This is a genomic window from Pedomonas mirosovicensis (assembly GCF_022569295.1).
In the GTDB taxonomy this organism is placed as follows: Bacteria; Pseudomonadota; Alphaproteobacteria; order Sphingomonadales; family Sphingomonadaceae; genus Pedomonas; species Pedomonas mirosovicensis.
Genome location: NZ_JAKFIA010000001.1, coordinates 2544808 through 2569528, shown reverse-complemented (window position 1 = coordinate 2569528; position 24721 = coordinate 2544808). Strand labels below are relative to the sequence as shown.

Genomic DNA, 24721 nt, shown 5'->3' with positions numbered 1-24721 from the left:
CGACGCACCCCGACGGCGTTTTCGGAAGTTGTATGCGTAAAGGGGCCCCAGCCGGTGCAACGCCGGCGCTATCGCCGCAAGCCGGCAATTGATCTGAACGAACGAGGACGAACACACCCATGGCCACCCAGGCGACGTCGTTCACGGGACGCAAGCGCATTCGCAAGACCTTCGGTCGTATCCGCGAGGTCGTGGAAATGCCGAACCTTATCGAAGTGCAGCGCGAAAGCTACGAGCAGTTCCTTCGCTCGCAGCCTGGCTACGTGTCCGGTCTGGAGAAAACGCTGCGGTCGGTCTTTCCGATCCGCGATTTCGCCGGCACCGCCGAGCTGGATTTCGTGCGTTACGAGCTTGAGGATCCCAAGTACGACGTGGACGAGTGCCGCCAGCGGGGCATGACCTTTGCCGCCCCGATGCGCGTGACCCTGCGTCTGATCGTTTTCGAAGTGGATCAGGACACCGGCGCCCGCTCCGTGCTCGATATCAAGGAGCAGGACGTGTACATGGGCGACATGCCGCTCATGACCGAGAACGGCACGTTCATCATCAACGGCACCGAGCGCGTCATCGTCTCCCAGATGCACCGTTCGCCGGGCGTGTTCTTCGACCACGACAAGGGCAAGACCCACTCGTCGGGCAAGTACCTGTTCGCCGCGCGCGTCATTCCGTACCGCGGCTCGTGGCTGGACTTCGAGTTCGACGCCAAGGACATCGTCAACGTCCGTATCGATCGCAAGCGCAAGCTGCCGGTGACGACGCTGCTCTATGCGCTGGGCCTGAACTCGGAAGAGATCCTGAACCAGTTCTACGGCCGGGTGACCTGGCTGCGTGCGTCCGATGGCTGGAAGGTGCCGTTCGTGCCCGAACAGTGGCGCGGCCAGAAGCCGATGTACGACGTCATCGACGCCTCCACCGGCGAAGTGGTGTTCCCGGCCAACCAGAAGATCACGCCGCGCGCCGCCCGCAAGGCCGCCAACGACGGCCTGACCGAGCTGCTGATCCCGTCGGAGGAGATCTTCGGCCGTTACGCCGCCTACGACATGATCAACGAGAAGACCGGCGAGATCTACATCGAGGCCGGCGACGAGGTGAACAAGGACAACCTTGCCAAGCTCGACGCTGCCGGGTTCGATCGCCTCGACGTGCTCGACATCGACCATGTGAACGTGGGCCCGTGGCTGCGGAACACGCTGATGGCGGACAAGGTCGAGGAGCGCGACCACGCGCTGTCCGAGATCTACCGCGTCATGCGCCCTGGCGAGCCGCCGACCCGCGAGACCGCCGAAGGCCTGTTCCACGGCCTGTTCTTCGATCCGGAGCGCTACGACCTCTCGGCCGTCGGCCGCGTGAAGATGAACATGCGTCTGGAGTTGGAGTGCCCGGACGATGTGACGGTGCTCCGCAAGGATGACATCCTGGCCGTTATCAAGACCCTGATCGACCTGAAGGACGGCCGGGGCGAGATCGACGACATCGACAATCTGGGCAACCGCCGCGTCCGCTCGGTGGGCGAGCTGCTGGAAAACCAGTACCGCGTCGGCCTGCTCCGCATGGAGCGCGCGGTGAAGGAGCGCATGTCCTCGGTCGATATCGACACGGTCATGCCGAACGACCTCATCAACGCCAAGCCCGCCGTGGCCGCGGTGCGCGAGTTCTTCGGTTCGTCGCAGCTGTCGCAGTTCATGGACCAGACCAACCCGCTGTCCGAAGTGACGCACAAGCGCCGCGTGTCGGCCCTTGGTCCGGGCGGTCTGACCCGCGAGCGCGCCGGCTTCGAGGTGCGCGACGTTCACCCGACCCACTATGGCCGTATCTGTCCGATTGAGACGCCGGAAGGCCCGAACATCGGTCTCATCAACTCGCTGGCCACCTACAGCCGCGTCAATAAGTACGGCTTCATCGAGACGCCGTACCGCCGCGTCGTCGATGGCAAGGTGACCGATGAGGTGGTGTACCTCTCGGCCATGGAAGAGCAGCGCCACACCATCGCGCAGGCCAACTCGGAAACCGACGCGAATGGCATGCTGGTGGAAGAGCTGGTCTCGGCCCGCGAAGCAGGCGAGTTCCTCGTCGCGCCGCGCGAGCAGATCACGCTGATGGACGTGTCGCCGAAGCAGCTGGTGTCGGTCGCCGCGTCGCTCATTCCGTTCCTGGAAAACGACGACGCGAACCGCGCGCTCATGGGCTCGAACATGCAGCGTCAGGCCGTGCCGCTGGTGCGCGCCGAGGCGCCGTTCGTCGGCACCGGCATGGAAGCCACGGTTGCCCGTGACTCCGGCGCTGCCATTGCGGCCCGCCGCGGCGGCATCATCGACCAGGTGGACGCCACCCGCATCGTGATCCGCGCCACGGAAGACGTGGAGCCGGGCAAGTCGGCGGTGGACATCTACACCCTGCTGAAGTTCCAGCGCTCCAACCAGAACACCTGCATCAACCAGCGCCCGCTGGTGAAGGTGGGTGACGTGGTGGCCAAGGGCGATATCATCGCCGACGGTCCGTCCACCGAACTGGGCGAGCTGGCGCTCGGCCGGAACGTGCTGGTCGCGTTCATGCCGTGGAACGGCTACAACTACGAGGACTCCATCCTCATCTCCGAGCGGATCGTGAAGGAAGACGTCTTCACCTCGATCCACATCGAGGAGTTTGAGGTCATGGCCCGCGATACGAAGCTGGGCCCGGAGGACATCACCCGCGACATCCCGAACGTCGGTGAAGAAGCGCTGCGGAACCTCGACGAGGCCGGCATCGTCTACATCGGCGCCGAGGTGCACCCGGGCGACATCCTCGTCGGCAAGATCACGCCGAAGGGCGAAAGCCCGATGACGCCGGAGGAAAAGCTTCTGCGCGCCATCTTCGGCGAGAAGGCCTCTGATGTCCGCGACACGTCGCTGCGTCTGCCGCCGGGCGTTGCCGGCACGGTGGTCGAGGTTCGCGTGTTCAACCGTCATGGCGTCGAGAAGGACGAGCGCGCCATGGCCATCGAGCGCGAGGAAATCGAGCGCCTGACCAAGGACCGCGAGGACGAGCGCGCCATTCTGGACCGCTCGACCTACGTCCGCCTGAAGGACATCCTGATCGGTCAGACGGCGACCTCCGGTCCGAAGGGCTTCAAGAAGGGCTCTGAGATCACCGAAGAGGCGCTGGCCGAGACGCCGCGTCACGAATGGTGGAAGTTCGCCATTGCAGATGACGAGCGCCAGACCCATATCGAGGCTCTCAAGGACCAGTGGGAACAGGCCCGCAAGAGCCTGGAGAAGCGGTTCGAGGAGAAGGTCGAGAAGCTGCAGCGCGGCGACGAGCTGCCGCCGGGCGTTCTCAAGATGGTCAAGGTCTTCGTTGCGGTGAAGCGTAAGCTGCAGCCGGGCGACAAGATGGCCGGCCGTCACGGGAACAAGGGTGTGATCTCGCGCATTCTGCCGATCGAGGACATGCCGTTCCTTGAGGACGGTACGCACGTCGACATCGTGCTGAACCCGCTGGGCGTGCCCAGCCGCATGAACGTCGGTCAGATCTTCGAGACGCACCTGGGCTGGGCCGCGCGCGGCCTCGGCGTCCAGATCAAGGCGATGCTGGATGGCTTCTACCAGGGTGGCCGTCAGGACACCGCGGCACTGCGCGAGCGTCTGAAGGCGATCTACGACTGGCAGTACGACACCGTTGCCGACATGGCGGACGAAGAGGTGGTGGAGCTGGCCTCCAACCTCACCTCGGGCGTGCCGATGGCAACGCCGGTGTTCGACGGCGCCCGCGAGCGGGACGTCGCCCGGATGCTGGAGATGGCGGGGCTGGATCCGTCGGGTCAGGTCGATCTCTACGACGGCCGTACCGGCGAGCGCTTCGACCGCAAGGTGACCGTGGGCTACATCTACATGCTGAAGCTCCACCACCTGGTCGATGACAAGATCCACGCCCGCTCGATCGGCCCGTACAGCCTGGTCACCCAGCAGCCGCTGGGCGGTAAGGCGCAGTTCGGTGGTCAGCGCTTCGGCGAAATGGAGGTCTGGGCCCTGCAGGCATACGGCGCGGCCTATACCCTCCAGGAAATGCTGACGGTGAAGTCGGACGACGTGGTTGGCCGTACCAAGGTGTACGAGGCGATCGTGAAGGGCGACGACACGTTCGAGGCCGGTATCCCCGAGTCCTTCAACGTGCTGGTCAAGGAAATGCGTTCGCTTGGCCTCAACGTCGAACTGCAGTCGGCCGACGAGGAATAGGAGACGGCGAAGCCGCCTGTCGCGCCCCGAAACGGGTTGCGCGGCGGGCGGCCGTCCGTGGTGTCGCGGCTCTTGCCACGGACGGCTTAGCATCGAGCCTTCGGTTCAGAGGATAAACGCATGAACCAGGAACTGGTGAATTTCTTCAATCCGGCCCAGAAGCCGGAGACCTTCGACAGGATCAAGATCTCGATCGCCTCGCCGGAGCGGATCAAGAGCTGGTCTTTCGGCGAGATCAAGAAGCCGGAGACCATCAACTACCGCACCTTCAAGCCGGAGCGCGATGGTCTGTTCTGCGCCCGCATCTTCGGCCCGATCAAGGACTACGAGTGCTTGTGCGGCAAGTACAAGCGCATGAAGTACAAGGGCATCACCTGCGAGAAGTGTGGCGTTGAAGTCACCGTCTCCAAGGTGCGCCGTGAGCGCATGGGCCATATCGAGCTGGCCGCGCCGGTCGCCCACATCTGGTTCCTGAAGTCGCTGCCGAGCCGCATCGGCCTGCTGCTCGACATGCCGCTGAAGGATCTGGAGCGGGTTCTCTACTTCGAGAACTTCGTGGTGATCGAGCCGGGCCTGACCCCGCTCAAGAAGTACCAGCTGCTCACCGAAGACCAGGTCTTCGAGGCGCAGGAAGAATATGGCGAGGACGCCTTCACCGCCGGCATCGGCGCCGAGGCGATCCGTGAGCTGCTCATCAGCCTCGACCTCGAGGCCGAGCGCGTGCGCCTGCGCGAGGAGCTGGAGCAGACCAAGTCCGAGCTCAAGCCGAAGAAGATCATCAAGCGGCTGAACGTCATCGACAGCTTCATCGATTCCGGCAACCGCCCGGAATGGATGATCCTGACCGTCGTGCCGGTGATCCCGCCCGAGCTGCGCCCGCTGGTGCCGCTGGATGGTGGCCGCTTCGCGACGTCGGACCTCAACGACCTGTACCGCCGCGTCATCAACCGTAACAACCGTCTGAAGCGTCTCATCGAGCTGCGTGCGCCGGACATCATCGTCCGCAACGAAAAGCGTATGCTTCAGGAAGCTGTGGACGCGCTGTTCGATAACGGCCGCCGCGGCCGCACCATCACTGGCGCGAACAAGCGTCCGCTGAAGTCCCTCAGCGACATGCTGAAGGGCAAGCAGGGCCGCTTCCGTCAGAACCTGCTCGGCAAGCGCGTCGACTACTCGGGCCGTTCGGTCATCGTGACCGGTCCGGAGCTGAAGCTGCACCAGTGCGGCCTGCCGAAGAAGATGGCGCTCGAGCTGTTCAAGCCGTTCATCTACTCGCGTCTCGACGCCAAGGGTCTCAGCATGACCCTGAAGCAGGCGAAGAAGTGGGTGGAAAAAGAGCGCAAGGAGGTGTGGGACATCCTCGATGAGGTGATCCGCGAGCACCCCGTCATGCTCAACCGCGCGCCGACGCTGCACCGCCTCGGCATCCAGGCGTTCGAGCCGGTGCTGATCGAGGGCAAGGCGATCCAGCTGCACCCGCTGGTCTGCGCCGCGTTCAACGCGGACTTCGACGGCGACCAGATGGCCGTGCACGTTCCGCTGAGCCTCGAGGCCCAGCTGGAAGCGCGCGTGCTGATGATGTCGACCAACAACATCCTGTCGCCCGCCAACGGCAAGCCGATCATCGTGCCGTCGCAGGACATGGTGCTGGGCATCTATTACCTCTCCATGGAACGCAAGGGCGAGCCGGGCGAGGGCATGTTGCTGGCCGACATGCAGGAAGTGCACCAGGCGCTCAACGCCAAGGCGGTGACGCTGCACTCCAAGGTCATCACCCGCATTCCGCAGACGGACGAGCAGGGCAACACCTACCTGAAGCGCGTGGAGACCACGCCGGGCCGCATGCTCATCGGCGAGACCCTGCCGAAGTCGCACAAGGTGCCGTTCGAGATCATCAACCGCCTCCTCACCAAGAAGGAAGTGGGCGATGTCATCGATACGGTCTACCGCCACTGCGGCCAGAAGGAGACGGTGCTGTTCGCCGATGCGATCATGGCGCTGGGCTTCCGTCATGCGTGCATGGCCGGCATTTCCTTCGGCATGGATGACATGGTCATCCCTGACGAGAAGGAACGGCTGGTCAACGAGACCAAGGCGCTCGTGAAGGAATACGAGCAGCAGTACCAGGATGGTCTCATCACCCAGGGCGAGAAGTACAACAAGGTCGTCGACGCCTGGGCGCAGTGCGGTGACAAGGTTGCCGACGCCATGATGAAGCGCATCTCCTCGACCCCGGTTGATCCGGAGTCGGGCCGGGAGCTGCCGATCAACTCGGTCTACATGATGGCTCACTCGGGCGCCCGTGGTTCGCAGGCCCAGATGAAGCAGCTTGCCGGTATGCGCGGCCTTATGGCCAAGCCGTCGGGCGAGATCATCGAAACGCCGATCATCTCGAACTTCAAGGAAGGCCTGACCGTGCTGGAGTACTTCAACTCCACCCACGGCGCCCGTAAGGGTCTGGCCGATACGGCGCTGAAGACGGCGAACTCGGGTTACCTGACCCGCCGTCTGGTGGACGTCTCTCAGGATTGCGTCATCGTCGAGGAGGATTGCGGCACCGAACGCGGCCTCGAAATGGCGGCTATCGTCGAGGGCGGCCAGGTGATCGTGTCGCTCGGCGAGCGTATCCTCGGCCGTACCGCGGCGCTGGACGTGCTCGATCCGAAGACTGGCGAGGTCATCGTCGAGGCCGGCACCCTGCTCAACGAGCCGGAGGTCGACCGCATCACCAAGGCGGGCGTGCAGTCGATGAAGATCCGCTCGGTGCTCACCTGCGACACCGAACTGGGCGTCTGCGGCAAGTGCTACGGCCGCGACCTCGCGCGCGGTACGCCGGTCAACATCGGTGAGGCTGTCGGCGTCATCGCCGCCCAGTCGATCGGTGAGCCGGGCACGCAGCTGACCATGCGGACGTTCCACATCGGTGGCGCGGCGCAGGTGTCGGAGCAGTCCTCGATCGAGGCATCGATCGATGGCCGTGTCGAGCTGCGGAACGCCCACACCGTCGAGGACAGCCGTGGCCGTCTCATCGCCATGAGCCGGAACATGGAACTGGTGCTCATCGATGCCGAGGGCCGCGAGCGCGCCTCGCACCGCATCGCCTACGGCGCCCGCCTCCTGAAGAAGGAAGGCGAGCAGGCCACCAAGGGCGAGCGTCTGGTGGAGTGGGACCCCTATACCCGTCCGATCATCACGGAAAAGGCGGGTGTGGTGAAGTATCAGGATCTCATCGAGGGCGTGTCCCTCGCCGAGAACACCGACGAAGCCACCGGCATCACCAGCAAGGTGGTCGTGGACTGGAAGGCGCAGCCGAAGAGCGGCGACCTGCGTCCGCGCATCACCCTGCTCGATGAGTCCGACGGCGCCGCCGAGGCTGCCCGCTACTTCCTGGCGGTGGACGCCATTCTCTCCGTCAACGACGGCGACAAGGTCCACGCGGGTGACGTGATCGCCCGTATTCCGCTGGAAGCCGCCAAGACCCGCGACATCACCGGCGGTCTGCCGCGCGTTGCCGAACTGTTCGAGGCCCGCAAGCCGAAGGACCACGGCATCATCGCCCAGGCCACCGGCCGCGTCGAATTCGGCAAGGACTACAAGACCAAGCGCCGCATCATCATCCGTCCGGAAGATGGCGCGGACCCGGTCGAGTATCTCATCCCGAAGGGCAAGCACATCTCGGTGCAGGAAGGCGACTTCATCCACAAGGGTGAGTACCTGCTGGACGGCAACCCGGATCCGCACGACATCCTGGACGTGCTCGGCGTCGAGGCGCTGGCCAACTACCTGGTCAACGAAATCCAGGAAGTCTACCGCTTGCAGGGCGTGAAGATTAACGACAAGCACATCGAGGTGATCGTTCGCCAGATGCTGCAGAAGGTGGAAATCACCAAGTCGGGCGACTCCACGCTGCTGCCGGGCGAGCAGATCGACCGCGAGGAAATGGACGAGATCAACGCCAAGCTGGTGGCGGAAGGTCGCGAGCCCGCCGAGGGCAAGCCGATCCTTCTCGGCATCACCAAGGCCTCGCTCCAGACCCGCTCGTTCATCTCGGCGGCGTCGTTCCAGGAAACCACCCGCGTCCTCACCGAAGCCTCGGTGCAGGGCAAGGTGGACCGCCTGAACGGCCTCAAGGAGAACGTCATCGTCGGCCGCCTCATCCCGGCGGGCACCGGCGCAGGCGTCAACCGCATCCGCGTGGCCGCCAATGCGCGCGACGCGGCGCTGCGGGCCGCCCAGGCTGCCAAGGGCCTGCCGGCTCCGGAAGAAGCCGCGTCGTAAGACCGGCTCTTTTGAGAACGCCAAAACGGACAAGGGCCGTCGGGGGAAACCCCGGCGGCCTTTTCCTTTGCTCTGGCTCCGTTTTTGGGCTTCGCCTTTGGTGAAAGGGGGTCTCGGACCCCCTTTCGATCCCCCATTCGTATTGCGGGACCCACCCGGTCGATCGGCTCTGCGCTCTGGAGTGGGGCAGGGGCGCGGCCCGAAAAACGAACAGGGGGTCGCAGGGGGAACGAGTTCCCCCTGCAAAACCGGGTAAAACCAGCTAAACGGACACGTCCCGATTCTTCACGCAAAGGTGCGCCTGTGTCCGTTCGTCCCGTTGTTGCCGTGCTTGTGTCCCGTGACATGCTGCCGTGGGCGGAAAACCGCCGTGTCGACGCCCACGAGGGCGACGCGCAGGTGGCGCTTATGCGTCAGGCATTCGCGCGCATCGGGCGGGACATGGAAATCGTGCAGTGGGACGGGGAGGGGATCGACTGGTCGCGCTTTGAGGCGGCGATCACCTCCATCACGTGGGACTATGCGGAGCGGCCCGAGGCGTTTCTGGCGCGCCTTGGCGAAATCGCGGGGCGGACGCGGCTTATCAACAGCTTGGAGGTGATCCGCTGGAACATGCGGAAGACCTACCTCAAGGATCTGGCCGAGCGCGGCGCGCAGCTGGTGCCGACGCACTGGGTGGAGCGGGCGACGCCGGAGGCTGCCGAGGCGGCGTTTGCGGCGTTCGGGGTGGACCGGATCGTCATCAAGCCGGTGGTGGGCGCGGGGGCGTGGCGGCAGGTGCTGCTGCGCCGGGGCGAGGCGTGGCCCGATGCCGAGGCGCTGCCGCCGCATGAGGCCATGATCCAGCCGTTCCTGCCCGCCATTCAGGACGAGGGCGAATACAGCTTCCTGTTCTTCAACGGCCAGTTCAGCCATGCGGTGGTGAAGACGCCGAAACAGGGGGGACTACCGTATCCAGATGAGCTTTGGCGGCTCGGCCGAGCCCTATCTGCCCTCGGCGGACGATCTGTCGGACGCCCGCGCCGTGCTCGATTCCGTGCCGGAGGAGCTGTTCCATGCCCGTGTCGACATGGTGCGCGCGGAGGACGGCTCCCTGCTGCTGATGGAGCTGGAGCTGATCGAGCCCTATTTGTTCATCGATGACGCGCCGGAGTTCGTCCACGCCTTCGCGGAAGGCTATGCGGCGCTGTTCGAGATGGCGTGAGGTTCGGGGGGGCTCCGCTGAACGCCTACACCCCCACCGGTAGGGCCGTGGTGTTCTTGATCTCGCTCAGCGCGATGGTGGATTTGATTTCCTGCACGCCGGGGAGCTTGGAGAGGGTTTCAAAGAAGAAACGCTCGTAGGCTTCGATGTCGGCGGCGACGATACGAAGGTTAAAGTCCGTCTCGCCCATCATGACGTAGCATTCCAGCACCTCGGGGATCTGGCGGATGGCGGCCGTGAACTCATCCAGGTGCTGCCGCCCGTGGGCGGAGAGTTTTACCTGCGCGAAAATCTGAGTGTTGAGGCCGAGCTTCTTGCGGTCAAGCAGGGCGACCTGCGCGCGGATGTAGCCTTCTTCCTTGAGGCGCTGGATGCGCCGCCAGCAGGGGGACTGGGAGAGGCCCACCTGCTCGGCGATCTCCGCCGCTGACAGGCTTGAGTCCTGCTGGAGCAGGGCGAGGATCTTGCGGTCCGTCCGGTCGAGAGGTGATTGCATGAATATGCCCCAATTTGATTCATTTATGCATTGGTAATGCTGGATTTTAGCTTTGCCGTGCGAGAAAGAAAAGAAAAACCGCAGGGGCTGCGCTATAACTCTCTCATCAAGGGCAGAAATTGCCTCAGGCCAGAATGCCGTTTTGGGAGATAAGGTGCGGTCATGGTGATGCCGAGCAATCAGGGTTATGCCTATCAGGTGGTAACCGAGCAGGATCCGGGTGCGCTGTCGCGCGTGCTGGAGTTCTTCGCCATGAACAACCATGTCCCTGAGAGCCTTGCCGCCCACCGCCTCGATGAGGAAGCCATGCAGGTGGACGTGACGGTGCCGGATCTGGACTACGCCTCTGCCCGCGTGATCGCTGCCAAGATGAAGCAGATGGTGGTGGTGCGGAACGTCCGGCTGTTTCAGGCCATGCGGAAGGCCCGCGCCAACGCGGCGGGTGGCGTGATGGAGTTTACCGAGGTGCTGATCTAGCCCTCGCAGCGAATAGCCCGGCGCGCCGGGCGACTGGTCTGCGGCCCGGATGTACGGCCGCGGAACCCCCGAGCACCGATCCGTCCGCCGGCGGGTCGGTGCTCTTTCGTTATGGTTTGGTCCGGATATTTCTGGGCTGGCAACTCAATCCAGGCCTTCAAATCCGGCGGGCTCTCCCCTATATTCGTTCTGCTGCCTCGCGCAGCTATGGCGATAAACGGTGTCGTGGAATAGACACAGCGGACCCGGGGGCGGTACCCGGCACCTCCACCAAAAGCCCCGTCGCGTATGCCACGGCGGAGTTTCTGATGGGGGTGAACTAGGATCGACGTGTGTTCAAAGACGACGACTTTCGCCCGGCCTGACTGAGCCGTTAAACTGGTCAAATCGACAAATGCCAACGATAACGAGGCATTCGCTCTGGCCGCGTAACCTAACCCGATAGGGTAAGGTTACTTCAACCAAAGCGCGGTCCGTGGTGCACCGGGCAACAGAAGCACTAACGCGGCACGGAGGGCGCCGGGCAACAGAAGTCCCTCCATTTTTTATCTATTTTTGGCTGTGGCCGCTTCGGCTGCTTGACGCCAACGGGACTGTGCCGCACGGTGACATGGTGACGACAGAATCGCTCATCCCTTACGAGGACTATGTCCAGGCTGCGCTTCGCAGCGTGGTGGCGCGGGTGCTCAAGTCGGTGGAGGCCGGTGGCCTGCCGGGCCAGCATCACTTCTACATTGCCTTTAAGACCCGGTATCCGGGCGTGATTCTGCCCAAGGCCCTGCTCGAGAAGTATCCGGACGAAATCACCATCGTGCTGCAGAACCGCTACTGGGACCTGCACGTGCATGAGGACCGGTTCGAGGTGAGCCTGTCGTTCAACCAGGTGCCTTCCCACATCGTGGTGCCCTATGCGGCCCTGGTGGGCTTCGTGGACCCTGCCGTGAACTTCGGCCTGCAATTCCAGCCGCCCGAGGCGGAGGCCATGCCGCAGGCGGTGCCGGACGAGGTTTCGCCCGTCGAGGTGGAAGCTCCCGCCGAGGCCGCGCCGCAGCCTGCCAGCGAGGCGCCGGGCGAGGGCGGCAGCAATGTCATCACGCTCGACCGGTTCCGCAAGAAATCCTGACGCTTCGCCTCCGGCCGCCAGATGCGGCCGGGCCGGAACCCCATCCCTCTCTTGATCCTTTTGTGATCGCGGTTAACCTTCGCGGGGAATAGTGCCTGCAGGTTAGGCGCAGTAAACGGTCAAGCAGGGAGCGGATGATGGCAGCGCGCACGGAAACCGATAGCTTTGGTCCCATCGGCGTTCCCGCCGATCACTATTGGGGCGCGCAGACTCAGCGATCCATCCTGAACTTTCCCATTGGCGGCGAGCACATGCCTCCGCCGCTCATCCACGCGCTGGGCTACATCAAGTGGGCGGCCGCGCGGGTGAATGCCCGTTTCGGCGACCTGGAAACCCGGCTGGCGCAGGCCATCGAAACGGCGGCGCGGGAAGTGGCGGAAGGCCGCTTTGATGCGGAGTTTCCGCTGGTCATCTGGCAGACCGGCTCCGGCACCCAGACCAACATGAACGCTAACGAGGTGATCGCGGGCCGCGCCAACGAGATCCTCACCGGCACGCGCGGCGGCAAGAGCCCGGTTCACCCCAACGACCATGTGAACAAGGCGCAGTCCTCCAACGATACATTCCCCACCGCCATGCATGTGGCCAGCGCCCGCGAGGTGGTGGAGCGCTTGATTCCGTCCCTCATGCACCTGCAGGAAGCGCTGGAGGCCAAGGCGGAAGCGTGGGGCGACATCATCAAGATCGGCCGCACCCACCTTCAGGACGCAACGCCCGTCACGCTGGGGCAGGAGTTCTCCGGCTATGCTCACATGGTGGCGATGGGCATCGAGCGGCTGAAGGCGGCGTTGCCGCGCGTCTACGAGCTGGCGCAGGGCGGCACCGCCGTCGGCACCGGGCTCAACACCCGGGCGGGCTGGGCGGAGGGCATCGCGCTGGAGCTGCGGGAGCTGACCGGCCTGCCGTTCGTCACCGCCCCCAACAAGTTCGAGGCGCTGGCCACTCACGACACGATGGTGGAGCTTTCCGGCGCGCTTAACACCATCGCCGTCAGCCTCAACAAGATCGCCAACGACATCCGCCTGCTCGGCAGCGGGCCGCGCTGCGGCCTTGGCGAGCTGATGCTGCCCGAGAACGAGCCGGGCTCGTCCATCATGCCGGGCAAGGTGAACCCGACGCAGGCCGAGAGCCTCACCATGGTGGCGGCGCAGGTGATGGGCAACCACACCACGGTCACGGTGGCAGGCGCGCAAGGCCACTTCGAACTCAACGTGTTCAAGCCGGTGATCGCCTACAACGTGCTGCAATCCATCCGCCTGCTGGCGGATGGCGCGCGCTCCTTCACCGACCGCTGCGTTGTCGGCATCGAGCCGAACGTGGGGCGGCTCAATGCCATCATCAACGAAAGCCTGATGCTGGTAACGGCGCTTGCGCCCGAGATCGGCTACGATAACGCCGCCAAGATCGCCAAGCACGCCCACCACAACGGCACCACGCTGTTGCAGGCGGGGCTGGAGCTGGGCCTCATCACCGAGGAACGTTTCCGCGAGGTGGTGCGGCCGGAGAAGATGCTGGGCCCCTCCGGCGGCACCGAATAACGCTGGGTCAGGCCCGCTCCGTCCCATTCAGCTCTGCCCATGCCTGCTCGTTCCGCCGCAGGATGCGGTAGATGGCCGGGGAGAGGAGGTAGGATGGCGTCGCGGTGATCCACAGGAGGCCAAACGCGAGCAGGAACTTGATGCCGCCCGCAAGGCTGTTGGCCGGTGTTGCGTCTGTGGACAGGCCGCCGAACGGGAGGCTGATCAGCAGAATAACCAGTATCCAGACAAGAGCGGCAACGAGCGCCATCATCGTCATGGCAATTGCCGTTGCGAAGATGCGCCCGGCCTGGCCCTTGCTCATCTGCCAGGAGCGCTTGATCGCCGCAATGAAGCCAATTTCCTCAAATGCGATCACGGGCACGACGCAGGTCAACCGCAGGCTGATATAGATAAGCGGCCCGGCAAAGATCAGCGTGGCGGCAAGCATCGCAAAGGTCGTGCCGGGCATCGGGCCGTGCGCTGACCATAGAACATTGATGGCCAGGAGTATAATCAGCGCTCCCACCAGGCCACAGAGCAGGAAGATCCCGACGAGCGGCAGCAGCAAGCGGCGCAGGAAACCGCTTACGATGAAGGCGCGCGTGGGCTCTTCATTGCGATCATACGCGGCGATCAGCCGGTTGAGGCCATAGGTAAGGAGCAAGCCAATGAAGGGGATCAGGATGTGGCCGATGCTTCCGGCCACGGACGGCGCTGCGCCTGCTTCGGAAGTCTGCGTGCCATAGATGACCTCGATCGCGGCATAGGCGGCGCAATAGATCGCAATCGCCGTCAGCATCTGTTTCCAGATCGGCGTTGGCAAAGCACGCAGATTCGCCCATGCGCTGCTTGGCGAGAGTATCGTGTATTCCATGTATTGGTCCCCCGGATTCCCCCAATTGGCCTGGCAGGATAGTCGATCTTTATTACATGCAAAGAACGAAATTCTTGGCAGCGGCCGGCGCGGGCGTTGCGTCCTGCGCTGCAGGCTGGCACACACGGAGGCATGGAAATTTCATTGCACAGCATGACGGGCTTTGCCCGGACAAACGGCGAGGCCGAGGGGTGGTCCTGGGTCTGGGAGCTGAAATCTGTCAATGGCCGCAGCCTTGAGTTGCGTCTGCGCCTGCCCAACGGGTTCGAGGCGCTGGAGCCGCTGGCGCGCGGGGCGTTGCAGGCGCGGCTGGCGCGCGGGTCGGTGAATGTCGCGCTGACGGTGACGCCTGCTGCGGGCGCGAACGGGGGGCTAGCGCTCAACCGGGCGCTGCTGGACAGTTATGCCGCCGCGGCGCTGGAGCTGGCGGAGCGCTATGGCCTGCCCAAGCCGGGCCCGGCCGAACTCCTTGGCCTCAAGGGTGTGGTCGAGGGCGAGCCGCCGCTGAGCGAGGAGGCGCGGGACGCGCTGCACGCCGCGATTCTTGCCGATCTGGAGCGGGCGGTGGCCCAGCTGGCGGCCCACCGGGCACTGGAGGGCGACAAGATTGCCGAACTGCTCGCCGGCCTCTTGGATCGGGTGGCGCTGCTGCACGGCGCGGCGGAAAGCGCGGCGCGGGAGCAGCCCGCCATGATCCGCCAGCGGCTGGAGGCGCAGATCGAGAGCCTGCTGGCGGGCGACAGGCGGGTGGACCCGGATCGGGTGGCGCAGGAAGTGGCGCTGATCGCCGTCAAAGCCGATGTGCGGGAGGAGCTGGACCGGCTCAAGGCTCACGTGGAGCAGGCGCAGGCGCTGCTGCGGGCAGGCGGGCCGGTGGGCCGCAAGTTCGATTTCCTGGCGCAGGAGCTGAACCGGGAGGCGACGACCCTGTGCAACAAGTCCGCGACCGTGGAGCTGAACCGGGTCGGCCTTGACCTCAAGGCGACGATCGATCAACTCCGCGAGCAGGTTCAGAATATCGAATAGTTTTGGAAGGCTTGAGTTTTATGCCCTCGGTGGTTTCCTCCGGCGTGCGCCGTGGTTTGATGTTCGTGCTGTCGTCTCCCTCGGGGGCGGGCAAGTCCACGCTGTCGCGGTTGCTGCTGCAGGACGACAGCAACATCGTCATGTCCGTTTCGGCCACCACCCGCCCGCCGCGCCCCGGCGAGGTGGACGGCAAGGACTATTACTTCGTCGACCAGCCCCGGTTCGAGGAAATGGTGCGGGAAGAGGCCTTTCTCGAGTGGGCGCACGTGTTCTCCAACCGCTACGGCACGCCGCGTGGCCCGGTGGAGGCGGCGCTGGCGCTCGGCCGGGATGTGCTGTTCGATATCGACTGGCAGGGCACCCAGCAGATTGCCCAGAAGGCGCAGGGCGATCTGGTGCGGGTGTTCATCCTGCCGCCCTCCATGCAGGCGCTGGAGCACCGGCTGCGGAGCCGGGCGCAGGACTCGGACGAGGTCATTCAGGGGCGCATGGCTCGCGCGGCGGATGAGATCAGCCATTGGGCTGAATATGATTACGTGCTGGTAAACGATGACCTGGAACGCTGCTTGTCGCAGGTTAAAACCATTCTGGCCGCCGAACGCCTGAAACGGGCTCGACAAATTGGCTTGGCGGAGTTTGTGAAAGAACTGCTCATTCCTAAATAGGCAGAGATGTCATAACCATAAGGGGCAGCTAGATGCGATCACTGATGTGGCTAAGCACTGGGCTGGTCGCGGGCCTTGGGCTCGCGTGGGGTGTAACCACCGGCCCGAACGGAACCAGCAACGGGTCAACGGCAGAGGCACAGACGACCCCGTCCGCCCAGACCGAGACCCGGCGCGTAACCCCCACATCAACAGCGCAGGTGCAGCTCTCCTACGCGCCCGTAGTGCAGCGCGTCTCCCCCAGCGTCGTCAACATCTACACGCAGACGGTCATCCAGCGGCAGCCGATGATGGAAGACCCCTTCTTCCGCTTCTTCTTCGGCGGACGGGCCGAGCCGCGGGTGCAGAACTCGCTCGGCAGCGGCGTCATCGTGCGCTCGGATGGTCTCATCGTCACCAACCGCCACGTGGTGGGTGATGCGGATGAGATCCGGGTGGTGCTGGCGGATCGGCGCGAGTTCGAGGGCAAGGTGCTTCTGCAGGACGAGCGCTCCGATCTGGCACTGGTGAAGGTCGACACCAAGGGCAAGGACCTGCCCGTGATGAAGCTGGGCGACAGCGACAAGCTTCAAGTGGGCGATATCACGCTGGCCATCGGCAACCCGTTCGGCGTGGGCCAAACCGTAACGCAAGGCATCGTCTCGGCGGTGCGCTCGGGCGGCGGCCCGACCGGCTACCAGTATTATATCCAGACGGACGCGGCCATTAACCCCGGCAACTCGGGCGGTGCGCTCGTCAACCTGGCGGGTGAGCTGATCGGCCTCAACACCTTCATCGCCTCGCCCACGGGCGGTTCGGTGGGCGTGGGCTTTGCCGTGCCGGTCAACATGATCAAGTCGATCATCGGCGCGGCCGGCACCGGCAAGATCATCCGCCCGTGGGTCGGCATCGAAGGCCAGGCGGTCGACTCGGACATCGCCTCAGGCCTCGGCCTTGAGCGGCCGCGCGGCGTGCTCATCAACCGGCTTTCCTCCAAATCCCCGGCCGCAAGTGCAGGGCTGAAGGTTGGCGACATCATCACCGCCATCGACGGCAAGGAGGTGTCGGACATCAATGAGCTGCAGTTCCGCGTGGCGACCAGGAACATCGGCTCCACCGCCATCTTCACCGTGCTGCGGAATGGCAAGGCGCAGAATATCAAGGTCAAGCTGTCCGCTCCGCCGGAAATCCCGCCGCGCGACCTGACCGTGCTGCGGGGCAACAGCCTGTTCGCGGGCGTGAAGGTGGGCAACCTGTCGCCTGCCCTCTCCATGGAATTGGGTGGCGGCCTGCCGGATCATGGCGTGGTCATCATGGAGATGGCTGCCAATTCCCCGGCGGCGCGGCTGGGCGTCCTCCAGCCCGGAGACATCATCGAGGCGATCAACGGCAAGGCCGTCTCTACCGTCGATCAGCTGGAAGCCCAGCTGGCCAGAAGCGGCTCGGGCGCCGTGTCCTTCCGCTTCTCGCGCGGCGGTCAGCAGGGTGAATGCTCGGTACGTCCGCCCGCCTATATCAGCTGCCGCCAGTAGGGGCGGGCTGCGGTCGCTTTCGACAGGCTCTAAGGGGTCTCGGGCCCCCTTAAGATCCCCCTTTCGTTTATCGGGCCGTGCTCGGGATGGCGGGCGCGGCCCTTTCATTGTGACCACGTGCTTCCAGACGGCGCGGAAACACGGCCGGTCAAACGAAGGGGAGTGCAGAGGGACTGAGTCCCTCTGCAAAAATAAACACAGCCGGGAAATCAAACCGTTGGTTTCTGCACGAAGCCCTTGGGCGTGATGCCGGGGGTGGGCTCGGTCGTCACGCTGGTCACTTCGGCGTGTTCCGGCCCCTGCCAGCAGCGGCGGATCATTTCATCCACTTGTGTCGCGGGGCCGACGAACAGGGCCTCGACCGTGCCGTCCTCCCGGTTGCGGACCCAGCCGTCCAGCTCCAGTTCGGTGGCGTTCTGGCTGGTCCATTTGCGATACCACACGCCCTGCACCCGGCCCGAGATGCGGGCGCGGACGGCCTTATGGCCTGCGGGAAGGGGAGTGTCCTCGGTCATGACGCGTCCTGTCAGCCTTCGTGTCTGCCAAGCCCTATGCCGGGTTGCGTCCCGGCCCGATGTATAGGGCGGCAACAGGAGTCAGGCTGCCGCGAGCCGGGACGCTAGGGGATTTCTCATGCAGGTCAGTAGCGCATGGGCGGCCGAGAAGTCACCCGTTTTTATGCGCCTATTTGGCCGCACCCGCGGTTGCCGGCGGCGGGGCGAGCGCAGCGGCGATCTCCTGCCGAACGTCGCAGGACTTAGCCGTGGCAAGCTCCAGAAGGCGCTGGTTGCGTGCCGCGATCGCCTCTGCTTCCTTCCGCTCGGACTGGCTGAGGTCGAGGAACAGCGGCGAGAACAGGAGGAGGCCCACGTTATCGCGATTTCGCTCAGACCGCTCGCCCGCCAACTCGGCAACGCGCTTCTGATTGTTCCCAAACTCGGCGGCAATGTGCGCGCAGGTCAGCAGCGGATCGACAGACTGGGTCGTTGCTACGGGGTGCGCTTCTCGTCCGCCGCAACCGGCCAAAACCAGTGCGCCCAATGCCCAAAGTTTCAATCTCACGATCCTTGCCCCAGAAGCCATGATTTCTTGCTGGTAACATTAGAACGGCATAGTAATAATTTAAAAGGACTAATCTGCCTGGCGCGCTTTGGGCCGGGCTTTTTCGTGAGGGGGGCAAATGCAGAAGATCTTGATGCTCATGCTGGCGGGATTGGCGCTGGCGGGGTGCGCTTCCGGCGCAAAACCGGGGGCAATGGTGGTGCCGGTGAACGAGGCGCGGCTGGTGACCGAGCAATCGCCGCTGTTTCAGTCCATGCAGGTGCAGGAGGTGTCGGGCGGGCAGAAGACCAACCCGATGTGGACATCGGAAGTTTCCAACGAGGCCTTTGCCGAGGCGCTGCGGCAGACCCTTTCCGCCCACGCCCTTCTGGCGGCGGAAGACGGCAAGTATGTGCTGAAGGCCCAGCTCGTGGAGCTGAAGCAGCCCGTTTTTGGCTTCACCTTCACGGTGAAGGCGCGGGTGCGCTACACGCTGGCCAAGGCGGATGGCAGCGAGACGCTGCTGGACGAGGAAGTGGCCTCGGAATTCTCCGCCACGACGGGGGATGCTTTCCTTGGTGTGGAGCGGCTGCGCCTGGCGAACGAGGGGGCGATCCGCACCAGCATCGAGAACTTTCTGAACCTGCTGCTGGAGCGCGCGAAGACGGACCCGCGTTTCCAGCCAGTGGCGCAGTCGATTGCCATGCAGATCCGGGAGCAGCTGTTGGGATGAGCCATCAGCGCGCCTGAACGCAAAAGCCCGGCGGCAATGCCGGGCTTTCTTTTTAGGGGAAGCTTCCCGCGCAGCTCAGCCGGCGCGGAGCAACTCGAGAAAGCGGGCGGCGGAGAGGAGGTCGACGCGGCGGGCCTCGTGGGCCTTCACCGCTAATTCATCCTCGCCCCATTTTTCGGCCTGGAACAGCTCGTCCAGCTGCCCGGCTTCCCACGCCTGCTCAGGCGATACCTCGCCTTCGAGCAGCGCCAGCCCGATCACCAGCGAGCCGGTGATGGTGGTGAGGGTATGCAGGGGGGCAAGCTGCCAGTCGGACAGGCTTTCAACCGAGCGGGTGAGGCGCTCAAGGGTTTCATCCCCCTGCGGCTGGTGCATGATGCCGCTGACGGTCGTGAGGCTGACGTCGTAGCGGCGGCGCGCCCAGTCCACCAGCGGGTCCCAGGTGCGGCACTGGCGTTCCGCAAGCTCGGTGGGCCATTCGGCGCGGTAGCAGATGAGGTCGGTCTCGCCGTAGCGGGCGATTTCTTCCACCACCGCGTCGCGGTGCAGCGCCACCCGGTCCAGCACCGTGTTGGCGTGGCGGGTGAGCGGCATGGCGGCGGGCTCGATGGTTTCCACCTGCGCGTCCCACTCCTGCGCCACGGCTTCGGCCAGCGCCTTGCCCGGCACCACCAGCACCGCCTTCGATGGGGTGCGGACCGGCCGCCCGTCGAGGTGGATCTGGTAGCCGCCCTCCGTGGGGGCGATGGAGACCTGCTTGTAGAAGCGTTTCATTGCGTCATCGAGTCCTTCAGCATGAGCCGCAAGCCCCACAGGCTGAGGGCAAACATGAGCGCCACGGAGGCGAGCAGCATCTTGATCCCCAGGCGCTTCGTCTCGGGCGCGCCATAGCCGATGAGCGCGCCCAGCTCCAGCTTGGCCAGCACCACGATGCTGAGCGCCAGGAACAGAACGCAGGCGATGCCGCCGAGGGTGAGGAGGATCTTGTGCGCGCGGGTCATAGATTCCGCTCCAGCACGTCGTGCAGGTCTTCGTACCGCTCAAGGACGGCAACGGCCCCGGCGGCGCGCAGTTCATCGGGCTCGTGGTAGCCCCAGGCGACGCCGATGGGCAGCACGCCTGCGGCGCGGGCCATGTGAATGTCGTACACCGTGTCGCCCACCATGGCGGTGCGTTCGGGCGCGCTGGCGGTTTCCGCCATCGCCGCGTGCAGCATGGAGGGGTGGGGCTTGGAGGGGTGCCGGTCCGCCGTTTGCAGCGTCACGAAATGGTGGGCGAGGTTGTGGTGCTCAAGGCACAAGGCCAAGCCGCGATCCGATTTGCCGGTGGCGACGCCGAGCATGGAGCCGCGCGCCTCCAGCGCTTCCAGCACCTCGCGGGTGCCGTCGAACAGGGGCTCGTGCGCCAGCGTGCCGGCGGCGCGCAGCTTCTGGAAGGCGCGCTTGTAGTCCTGCGCCAGCGCGACGTGCAGGTCCGGCTCCGCCTCCGGCAGCATGGCCTGCATGGCCTCCACCAGCGACAGGCCGACGATGCGCCGGGCGGCCTGCGCGCACGGCGCGTCCAGCCCGTGCTTGTCGAAGCACAGGCCGAGCGCCTGGATGATGTTGGCCTGACTGTCGACCAGCGTGCCGTCGCAATCGAAAACGACGAGGAGGGGATCGCGGCTCATACGGGGCTACTGCTTTACTCGTCCGGCCTTATGCGGGCCGCCCTCTGGGCTTCTTCACGCGGCGCGCGCCCCGGCGGCTGTTGCGTCGGGCGAAGCTGCGGGCCTTCACATAGTCCTCCCCGGTGCGCTCCTGCTTGGGGCCGCGCGGGCCGCCCCGGCGCTTGCCCTTGCCGACGGAGGGCGCGCCGCCTTCCGCCGCCCAGGTGGCCGCCAGCGGATCGAACAGTTCGTCTTCCTCGCGCGCCGGGGCGTCGTCGGCGAAGCCGAACATGTCCCAGCTGTCCCGCATGTGCTGGGCCATGGGGGCGGTGATGGAGAGCGTCTTGCCCGACGGATGCTCGATGGTGAGGGAGCGGGCGTGCAGGTGCAGCTTGCGGCTGACGCCGCCGGTGAGGAACGCATCCGCCCCGCCGTACTTGGCGTCGCCCACGATCGGGCAGCCCAGCGCCTCGGCGGCGTGCACGCGGATCTGGTGGGTGCGGCCCGTCAGCGGCTCGAACTCCACCCACGCGGCGCGGGTGCCCGCGCGCTCGATGACGCGGTAGCGCGTCTTGGCGGGCAGGCCGTCCTTCTCGTCGATGGTCATTTTCTCGCCGCCCGTGCCCGGCATCTTGGCGAGCGGGGCGACGATCATGCCGGAGTCCGGCTGCGGGTCGCCCACCACCAGCGCCCAGTAGATCTTGTGCGCGGTCCGGCCGGAGAAGGCCTTGGAGAAGAACCCGGCCGCATTGGCGGTGCGGGCGAGCAGCAGTACGCCGGAGGTGTCCTTGTCCAGCCGGTGGACGAGGCGCGGCCGGTCCGGGCGACCGAACTTGAGGGCATCCAGCAGCCGGTCGACGTGGGTTTTCGTCTTGGTGCCGCCCTGCGTTGCCAGCCCCGGCGGCTTGTTGATGACGATGGCGTAGTCGTCCCGGTGGATGACGAGGCTTTGCGCGTACTCCACCTCTTCCGGCGTCAGCTCCACCGGCGTGCGTGTCCAGACGGCGGGGCGCTCCTCCACCTCCTCGACGGGGGAATGCGGAGCACCTGGCCCGCCGCCAGCCGGTCGCCTGGGGAGACCTTCTGACCATCCACCCGCAGCGCGCCGGTGCGCGCCCAGCGGGCCACCAGCGTGAAGGAGACATCGGGGCGGTTCCGCTTGAACCAGCGGTCCACGCGGATGCCGTCGTCGTCGTCCGAAACGACCGCCTCGGTTACGTTACTCATGCCAAAACCGTCCTCATCAGCCACAGCCCACAGAAGAGCGCCAAAACGGAGGCAAGCACCGAGCCTGCCGCGTAAAGCGCCGCTGTGGAAAGTTGGCCCTTTTCCAACATCAGAACGACCTCAAGGCTGTAGCTTGAAAAGGTCGTAAATCCGCCGAGCACGCCCACGGCCAGAAACAACCGCAGGGCTTCGCTGCCGCCCCGCAGGGCCAGCACCTCGGTCAGGATGCCCATGAGCAGCCCTCCTAGCACATTTGCAGCGAGCGTGCCCCATGGAAAAGCGCCGCCGACGAGCGCAAACGCCGCCTTGCCGAGCAGATAGCGGCCGGTTGCGCCGATGCTGCCGCCCAGGGCGACGAGGGCAATGGCCTGAGGGGGAGAAACCAGTGTCATGTCCTGCCTTTAGCCTCAAGCCACGCCAAACGTCCACCCTTCGGTAAGGGCCAGCTCCGGCGTGAGGAAGGACGGCTGCCAGACGTGCGGGCTCGCCGCAATATGCCGCAGCCCGGCGCTGCTGACCAGCACGTCGGTCAGGTGATCCGGCAGCGGGCCGGTAAGCCCGGCGGGGCGGGAGCCAAGAGAGGCGAGGGCAGCATCGAGGCTCGGCCCGTCCCGCAGCTTGAGGCCACGCCCACCTGCCAGGCGGAGGAACGCGCGACAGTAGATTTCAACCACCACCGGGCCGGCGGCGGGCAGGGGATCGAACGGCCAGATGGCAACGCCCTGCTCGCGCAGGTGGTGGAGCAGGCGCATGCCCGCAAAGCTGGCCTTGGCCACCTGCGCGGCCCCGACGCAATCGAAAATGGAAGACGGCTTGCCGCCGCCCTGAGCATTGAACGCGGCCTCGCAGGCGCGCAGGCGCAGGAACCGGGCCTTGGGGCCGCAATTGCTGCCGAAATAGAAATGCGGGCGCAGCAAGCCCTCGATGAGACTGGCCGCGCCAAGGTCTTCATCGTGCGAATTTTCCTCGACGAAAGCCCAGAAATCCGGCCCGGTTGCGGGTGCGGAAAAACCGGGCAGGTAGCAGCCCGCATCCGCAAACGGCGGGGCGAAGGAAAAATCAAAGCCGATGAGGGCGCGGGACTTCTCGCGCGCCAGATCTTGCACGAACGCCAGCACGGCCTGGCGAGACCAGTATTTGCCGGGCGGGGGCACGCGCACCGGGGCGGCATCGCCGGGGGCGCAGTCCGCGACTTCGATGGCCTTGTGGCGGCTGCCCTTCGCCCCGGTCCAGTCGATGGTGATGAAGCGCTCGAACGACCTCAATCCCCGCCGCCCTGTCGCTTCTTCCGCAAGGCGTCCCAGTAGTCGAGGCGCTTGCGGATGTCCCGCTCGAAGCCGCGCTCGTTGGGCTGGTAGAAATCGGGGCGGTTGGGGCCGGCCAGCGGCTCGGGGAAGAATTCCTGCCCCGAGAAGGCGTCCGGGTAGTCGTGATCGTACTTGTAGCCCTCGTGGTAGCCCAGATCCTTCATCAGCTTCGTGGGCGCGTTCAGGATATGCTTGGGCGGGGCGAGCGAGCCGGTCTGCTTCGCCAGCGCCAAGGCCTCGTTGAATGCGCTGTAGGCGGCGTTGGACTTGGGCGCGGTCGCCACGTAGGCGATGGCTTGGGCGAGGAACAGCCGCCCCTCCGGCCAGCCCACGCGCTCGAACGCCTGCCACGCGGTGATGACCTGCACCATCGCCTGCGGGTCGGCCATGCCCACGTCTTCGGACGCCGCACAGGCGAGGCGGCGGAAAATCGTCGTCGGCTCCTCGCCGCCCGCAATCATCCGCGCCGCCCAATACATGGCCGCGTTCACATCGCTGCCGCGCAAGCTTTTGTGGAAGCAGCTGAGCAGGTTGTAATGCCCCTCCCGGTCCTTGTCGTAGACCGGCAGGCGGCGGGCCAGCACTTCGGAGAGGGCCGCCGTATCCATCGGCCCATCGACCGGCAGGCCGAGCAGCATTTCAGCGCTGTTGAGGAGGAAGCGGCCGTCCCCGTCCGCCATGCCGACGAGCGCGGCGCGGGCCTCTTCCGTCAGCGGCAGGGTCTTGCCCGTCACCGCCTCCGCGCGGGTGAGCAGCGCGCCCAGCGCCGCCTCGTCCAGCCGGTTCAGCACCAGCACCTGCGTGCGCGACAGCAGCGCCGCGTTCAGCTCGAACGAGGGGTTCTCGGTGGTCGCGCCCACGAGCGTGACGGTGCCATCCTCCACATAGGGCAGAAACCCGTCCTGCTGGCTGCGGTTGAAACGGTGAATCTCATCGACGAACAGCAGCGTGCCCTCGCCCATGCGCGCGCGCATGCGGGCCTGCTCGAACGCCTTCTTCAGGTCGGCAACGCCCGAGAACACGGCGGAGATCTGCACGAAATGCAAATTCACCCGGTCCGCCAGCAGGCGGGCGATGGTGGTCTTGCCGGTGCCGGGCGGGCCCCACAGAATGAGGCTGGGCAGCTTGCCGCCCGCCAGCATGCGGGTGAGCGCGCCGTTAGGGCCGGTCAGATGCTCCTGCCCCACCACATCCTCCAGCGCACGCGGGCGCAACCGCTCAGGCAACGGCTGACGCTCGGCCTTCACGGCGGGCTCGGGGGCGGTGCTTCCAAACAGGTCGGACATGTCCCTGTTCTATCGCGCCCTGCGTTGGGGCGTCAAAAGTAAAGAAATGAAAGGGGGTCTCGGACCCCCTTTCGATCCCCCATTTATTTAA

The 24721-nt window shown here is 65.3% G+C and carries 20 protein-coding genes, 1 other RNA gene and 1 pseudogene; 11 read left to right on the top strand and 11 right to left on the bottom strand.

Going from position 1 to position 24721, the window contains the following annotated elements; all coding sequences use genetic code 11:
• Positions 1-119 precede the first annotated feature (119 nt).
• From rpoB to L0C21_RS12245, 3 genes are all read left to right on the top strand, one after another.
• A complete protein-coding gene (gene rpoB, locus L0C21_RS12255; protein WP_259278624.1) occupies positions 120-4214 on the top strand; it encodes a DNA-directed RNA polymerase subunit beta in 4095 nt (1364 codons plus the stop codon).
• A gap of 120 nt (positions 4215-4334) precedes the next feature.
• Positions 4335-8492: a DNA-directed RNA polymerase subunit beta' gene (gene rpoC / locus L0C21_RS12250; protein ID WP_259278623.1), complete on the top strand. Its 4158-nt coding sequence runs from the start codon at positions 4335-4337 to the stop codon at positions 8490-8492.
• A 303-nt stretch (positions 8493-8795) separates the two neighbouring features.
• The gene (locus tag L0C21_RS12245) at positions 8796-9635 is read left to right on the top strand and encodes a DcsG N-terminal domain-containing protein (RefSeq protein ID WP_259278622.1); all 840 of its coding nucleotides are present in this window, start codon (positions 8796-8798) and stop codon (positions 9633-9635) included.
• An 86-nt stretch (positions 9636-9721) separates the two neighbouring features.
• Here the strand turns inward: L0C21_RS12245 and L0C21_RS12240 are convergent, their stop codons facing one another.
• Positions 9722-10192 (bottom strand): Lrp/AsnC family transcriptional regulator, encoded by a 471-nt coding sequence (locus L0C21_RS12240; protein WP_259278621.1) that lies wholly within the window; start codon positions 10190-10192, stop codon positions 9722-9724.
• A 162-nt stretch (positions 10193-10354) separates the two neighbouring features.
• On the opposite strand from L0C21_RS12240, the gene L0C21_RS12235 reads away from it, so the two are divergent.
• From L0C21_RS12235 to fumC, 4 genes are all read left to right on the top strand, one after another.
• Positions 10355-10669 (top strand): ACT-like domain-containing protein, encoded by a 315-nt coding sequence (locus tag L0C21_RS12235; protein ID WP_259278620.1) that lies wholly within the window; start codon positions 10355-10357, stop codon positions 10667-10669.
• 152 nt (positions 10670-10821) lie between these two features.
• Positions 10822-11174, top strand: a transfer-messenger RNA (tmRNA) gene (ssrA, locus tag L0C21_RS12230).
• Between the two features lie 105 nt (positions 11175-11279).
• Entirely contained in the window at positions 11280-11792 is a 513-nt protein-coding gene (locus L0C21_RS12225) for an SspB family protein (protein ID WP_259278619.1), read from the top strand.
• Between the two features lie 134 nt (positions 11793-11926).
• On the top strand, positions 11927-13330 hold the full coding sequence (gene fumC / locus L0C21_RS12220) for a class II fumarate hydratase (protein ID WP_259278618.1): 1404 nt from the start codon (positions 11927-11929) through the stop codon (positions 13328-13330).
• 7 nt (positions 13331-13337) lie between these two features.
• Here fumC and L0C21_RS12215 read toward each other — a convergent pair whose 3' ends face one another.
• Entirely contained in the window at positions 13338-14186 is an 849-nt protein-coding gene (locus L0C21_RS12215; RefSeq protein ID WP_259278617.1) for a glycerophosphoryl diester phosphodiesterase membrane domain-containing protein, read from the bottom strand.
• 132 nt (positions 14187-14318) lie between these two features.
• Between L0C21_RS12215 and L0C21_RS12210 the strand changes: the two genes are divergently transcribed.
• The 3 genes from L0C21_RS12210 to L0C21_RS12200 are packed head-to-tail and all read left to right on the top strand — an operon-like array spanning position 14319 to position 17388.
• Positions 14319-15212: a YicC/YloC family endoribonuclease gene (locus L0C21_RS12210; protein WP_259278616.1), complete on the top strand. Its 894-nt coding sequence runs from the start codon at positions 14319-14321 to the stop codon at positions 15210-15212.
• A gap of 20 nt (positions 15213-15232) precedes the next feature.
• On the top strand, positions 15233-15877 hold the full coding sequence (gene gmk / locus L0C21_RS12205) for a guanylate kinase (protein WP_259278615.1): 645 nt from the start codon (positions 15233-15235) through the stop codon (positions 15875-15877).
• Between the two features lie 32 nt (positions 15878-15909).
• Positions 15910-17388, top strand: a complete 1479-nt coding sequence (locus L0C21_RS12200; RefSeq protein ID WP_259278614.1) for a Do family serine endopeptidase — start codon at positions 15910-15912, stop codon at positions 17386-17388.
• A gap of 209 nt (positions 17389-17597) precedes the next feature.
• Here the strand turns inward: L0C21_RS12200 and L0C21_RS12195 are convergent, their stop codons facing one another.
• Positions 17598-17903, bottom strand: coding sequence for an acylphosphatase (locus tag L0C21_RS12195; RefSeq protein ID WP_259278613.1), 306 nt, complete (start codon positions 17901-17903; stop codon positions 17598-17600).
• Between the two features lie 169 nt (positions 17904-18072).
• On the bottom strand, positions 18073-18450 hold the full coding sequence (locus L0C21_RS12190; protein WP_259278612.1) for a hypothetical protein: 378 nt from the start codon (positions 18448-18450) through the stop codon (positions 18073-18075).
• Positions 18451-18568: 118 nt separating this feature from the next.
• Between L0C21_RS12190 and L0C21_RS12185 the strand changes: the two genes are divergently transcribed.
• Entirely contained in the window at positions 18569-19162 is a 594-nt protein-coding gene (locus tag L0C21_RS12185; RefSeq protein ID WP_259278611.1) for a hypothetical protein, read from the top strand.
• Between the two features lie 75 nt (positions 19163-19237).
• On the opposite strand, the gene L0C21_RS12180 is transcribed toward L0C21_RS12185, so the two are convergent.
• The 7 genes and pseudogenes from L0C21_RS12180 to L0C21_RS12150 form a co-directional block, all read right to left on the bottom strand.
• On the bottom strand, positions 19238-19936 hold the full coding sequence (locus L0C21_RS12180; protein WP_259278610.1) for an ATP12 family chaperone protein: 699 nt from the start codon (positions 19934-19936) through the stop codon (positions 19238-19240).
• Positions 19933-20163 (bottom strand): hypothetical protein, encoded by a 231-nt coding sequence (locus L0C21_RS12175; protein ID WP_259278609.1) that lies wholly within the window; start codon positions 20161-20163, stop codon positions 19933-19935. The genes L0C21_RS12180 and L0C21_RS12175 overlap by 4 nt, the downstream gene beginning before the upstream one ends.
• A complete protein-coding gene (locus L0C21_RS12170) occupies positions 20160-20831 on the bottom strand; it encodes an HAD-IA family hydrolase (protein ID WP_259278608.1) in 672 nt (223 codons plus the stop codon). Before L0C21_RS12170 ends, L0C21_RS12175 begins: the two co-directional genes overlap by 4 nt.
• Before the next feature lie 28 nt (positions 20832-20859).
• A pseudogene (locus L0C21_RS16740) lies at positions 20860-22037 on the bottom strand (RluA family pseudouridine synthase).
• A complete protein-coding gene (gene crcB, locus L0C21_RS12160) occupies positions 22034-22429 on the bottom strand; it encodes a fluoride efflux transporter CrcB (RefSeq protein WP_259278607.1) in 396 nt (131 codons plus the stop codon). Before crcB ends, L0C21_RS16740 begins: the two are co-directional and overlap by 4 nt.
• 15 nt (positions 22430-22444) lie before the next feature.
• Positions 22445-23302 carry a hypothetical protein gene (locus L0C21_RS12155; RefSeq protein ID WP_259278606.1) on the bottom strand — a complete coding sequence of 286 codons (858 nt, stop codon included), beginning with the start codon at positions 23300-23302 and terminating at the stop codon, positions 22445-22447.
• Positions 23299-24630 (bottom strand): replication-associated recombination protein A, encoded by a 1332-nt coding sequence (locus L0C21_RS12150; RefSeq protein WP_259278605.1) that lies wholly within the window; start codon positions 24628-24630, stop codon positions 23299-23301. Before L0C21_RS12150 ends, L0C21_RS12155 begins: the two co-directional genes overlap by 4 nt.
• Positions 24631-24721 lie beyond the last annotated feature (91 nt).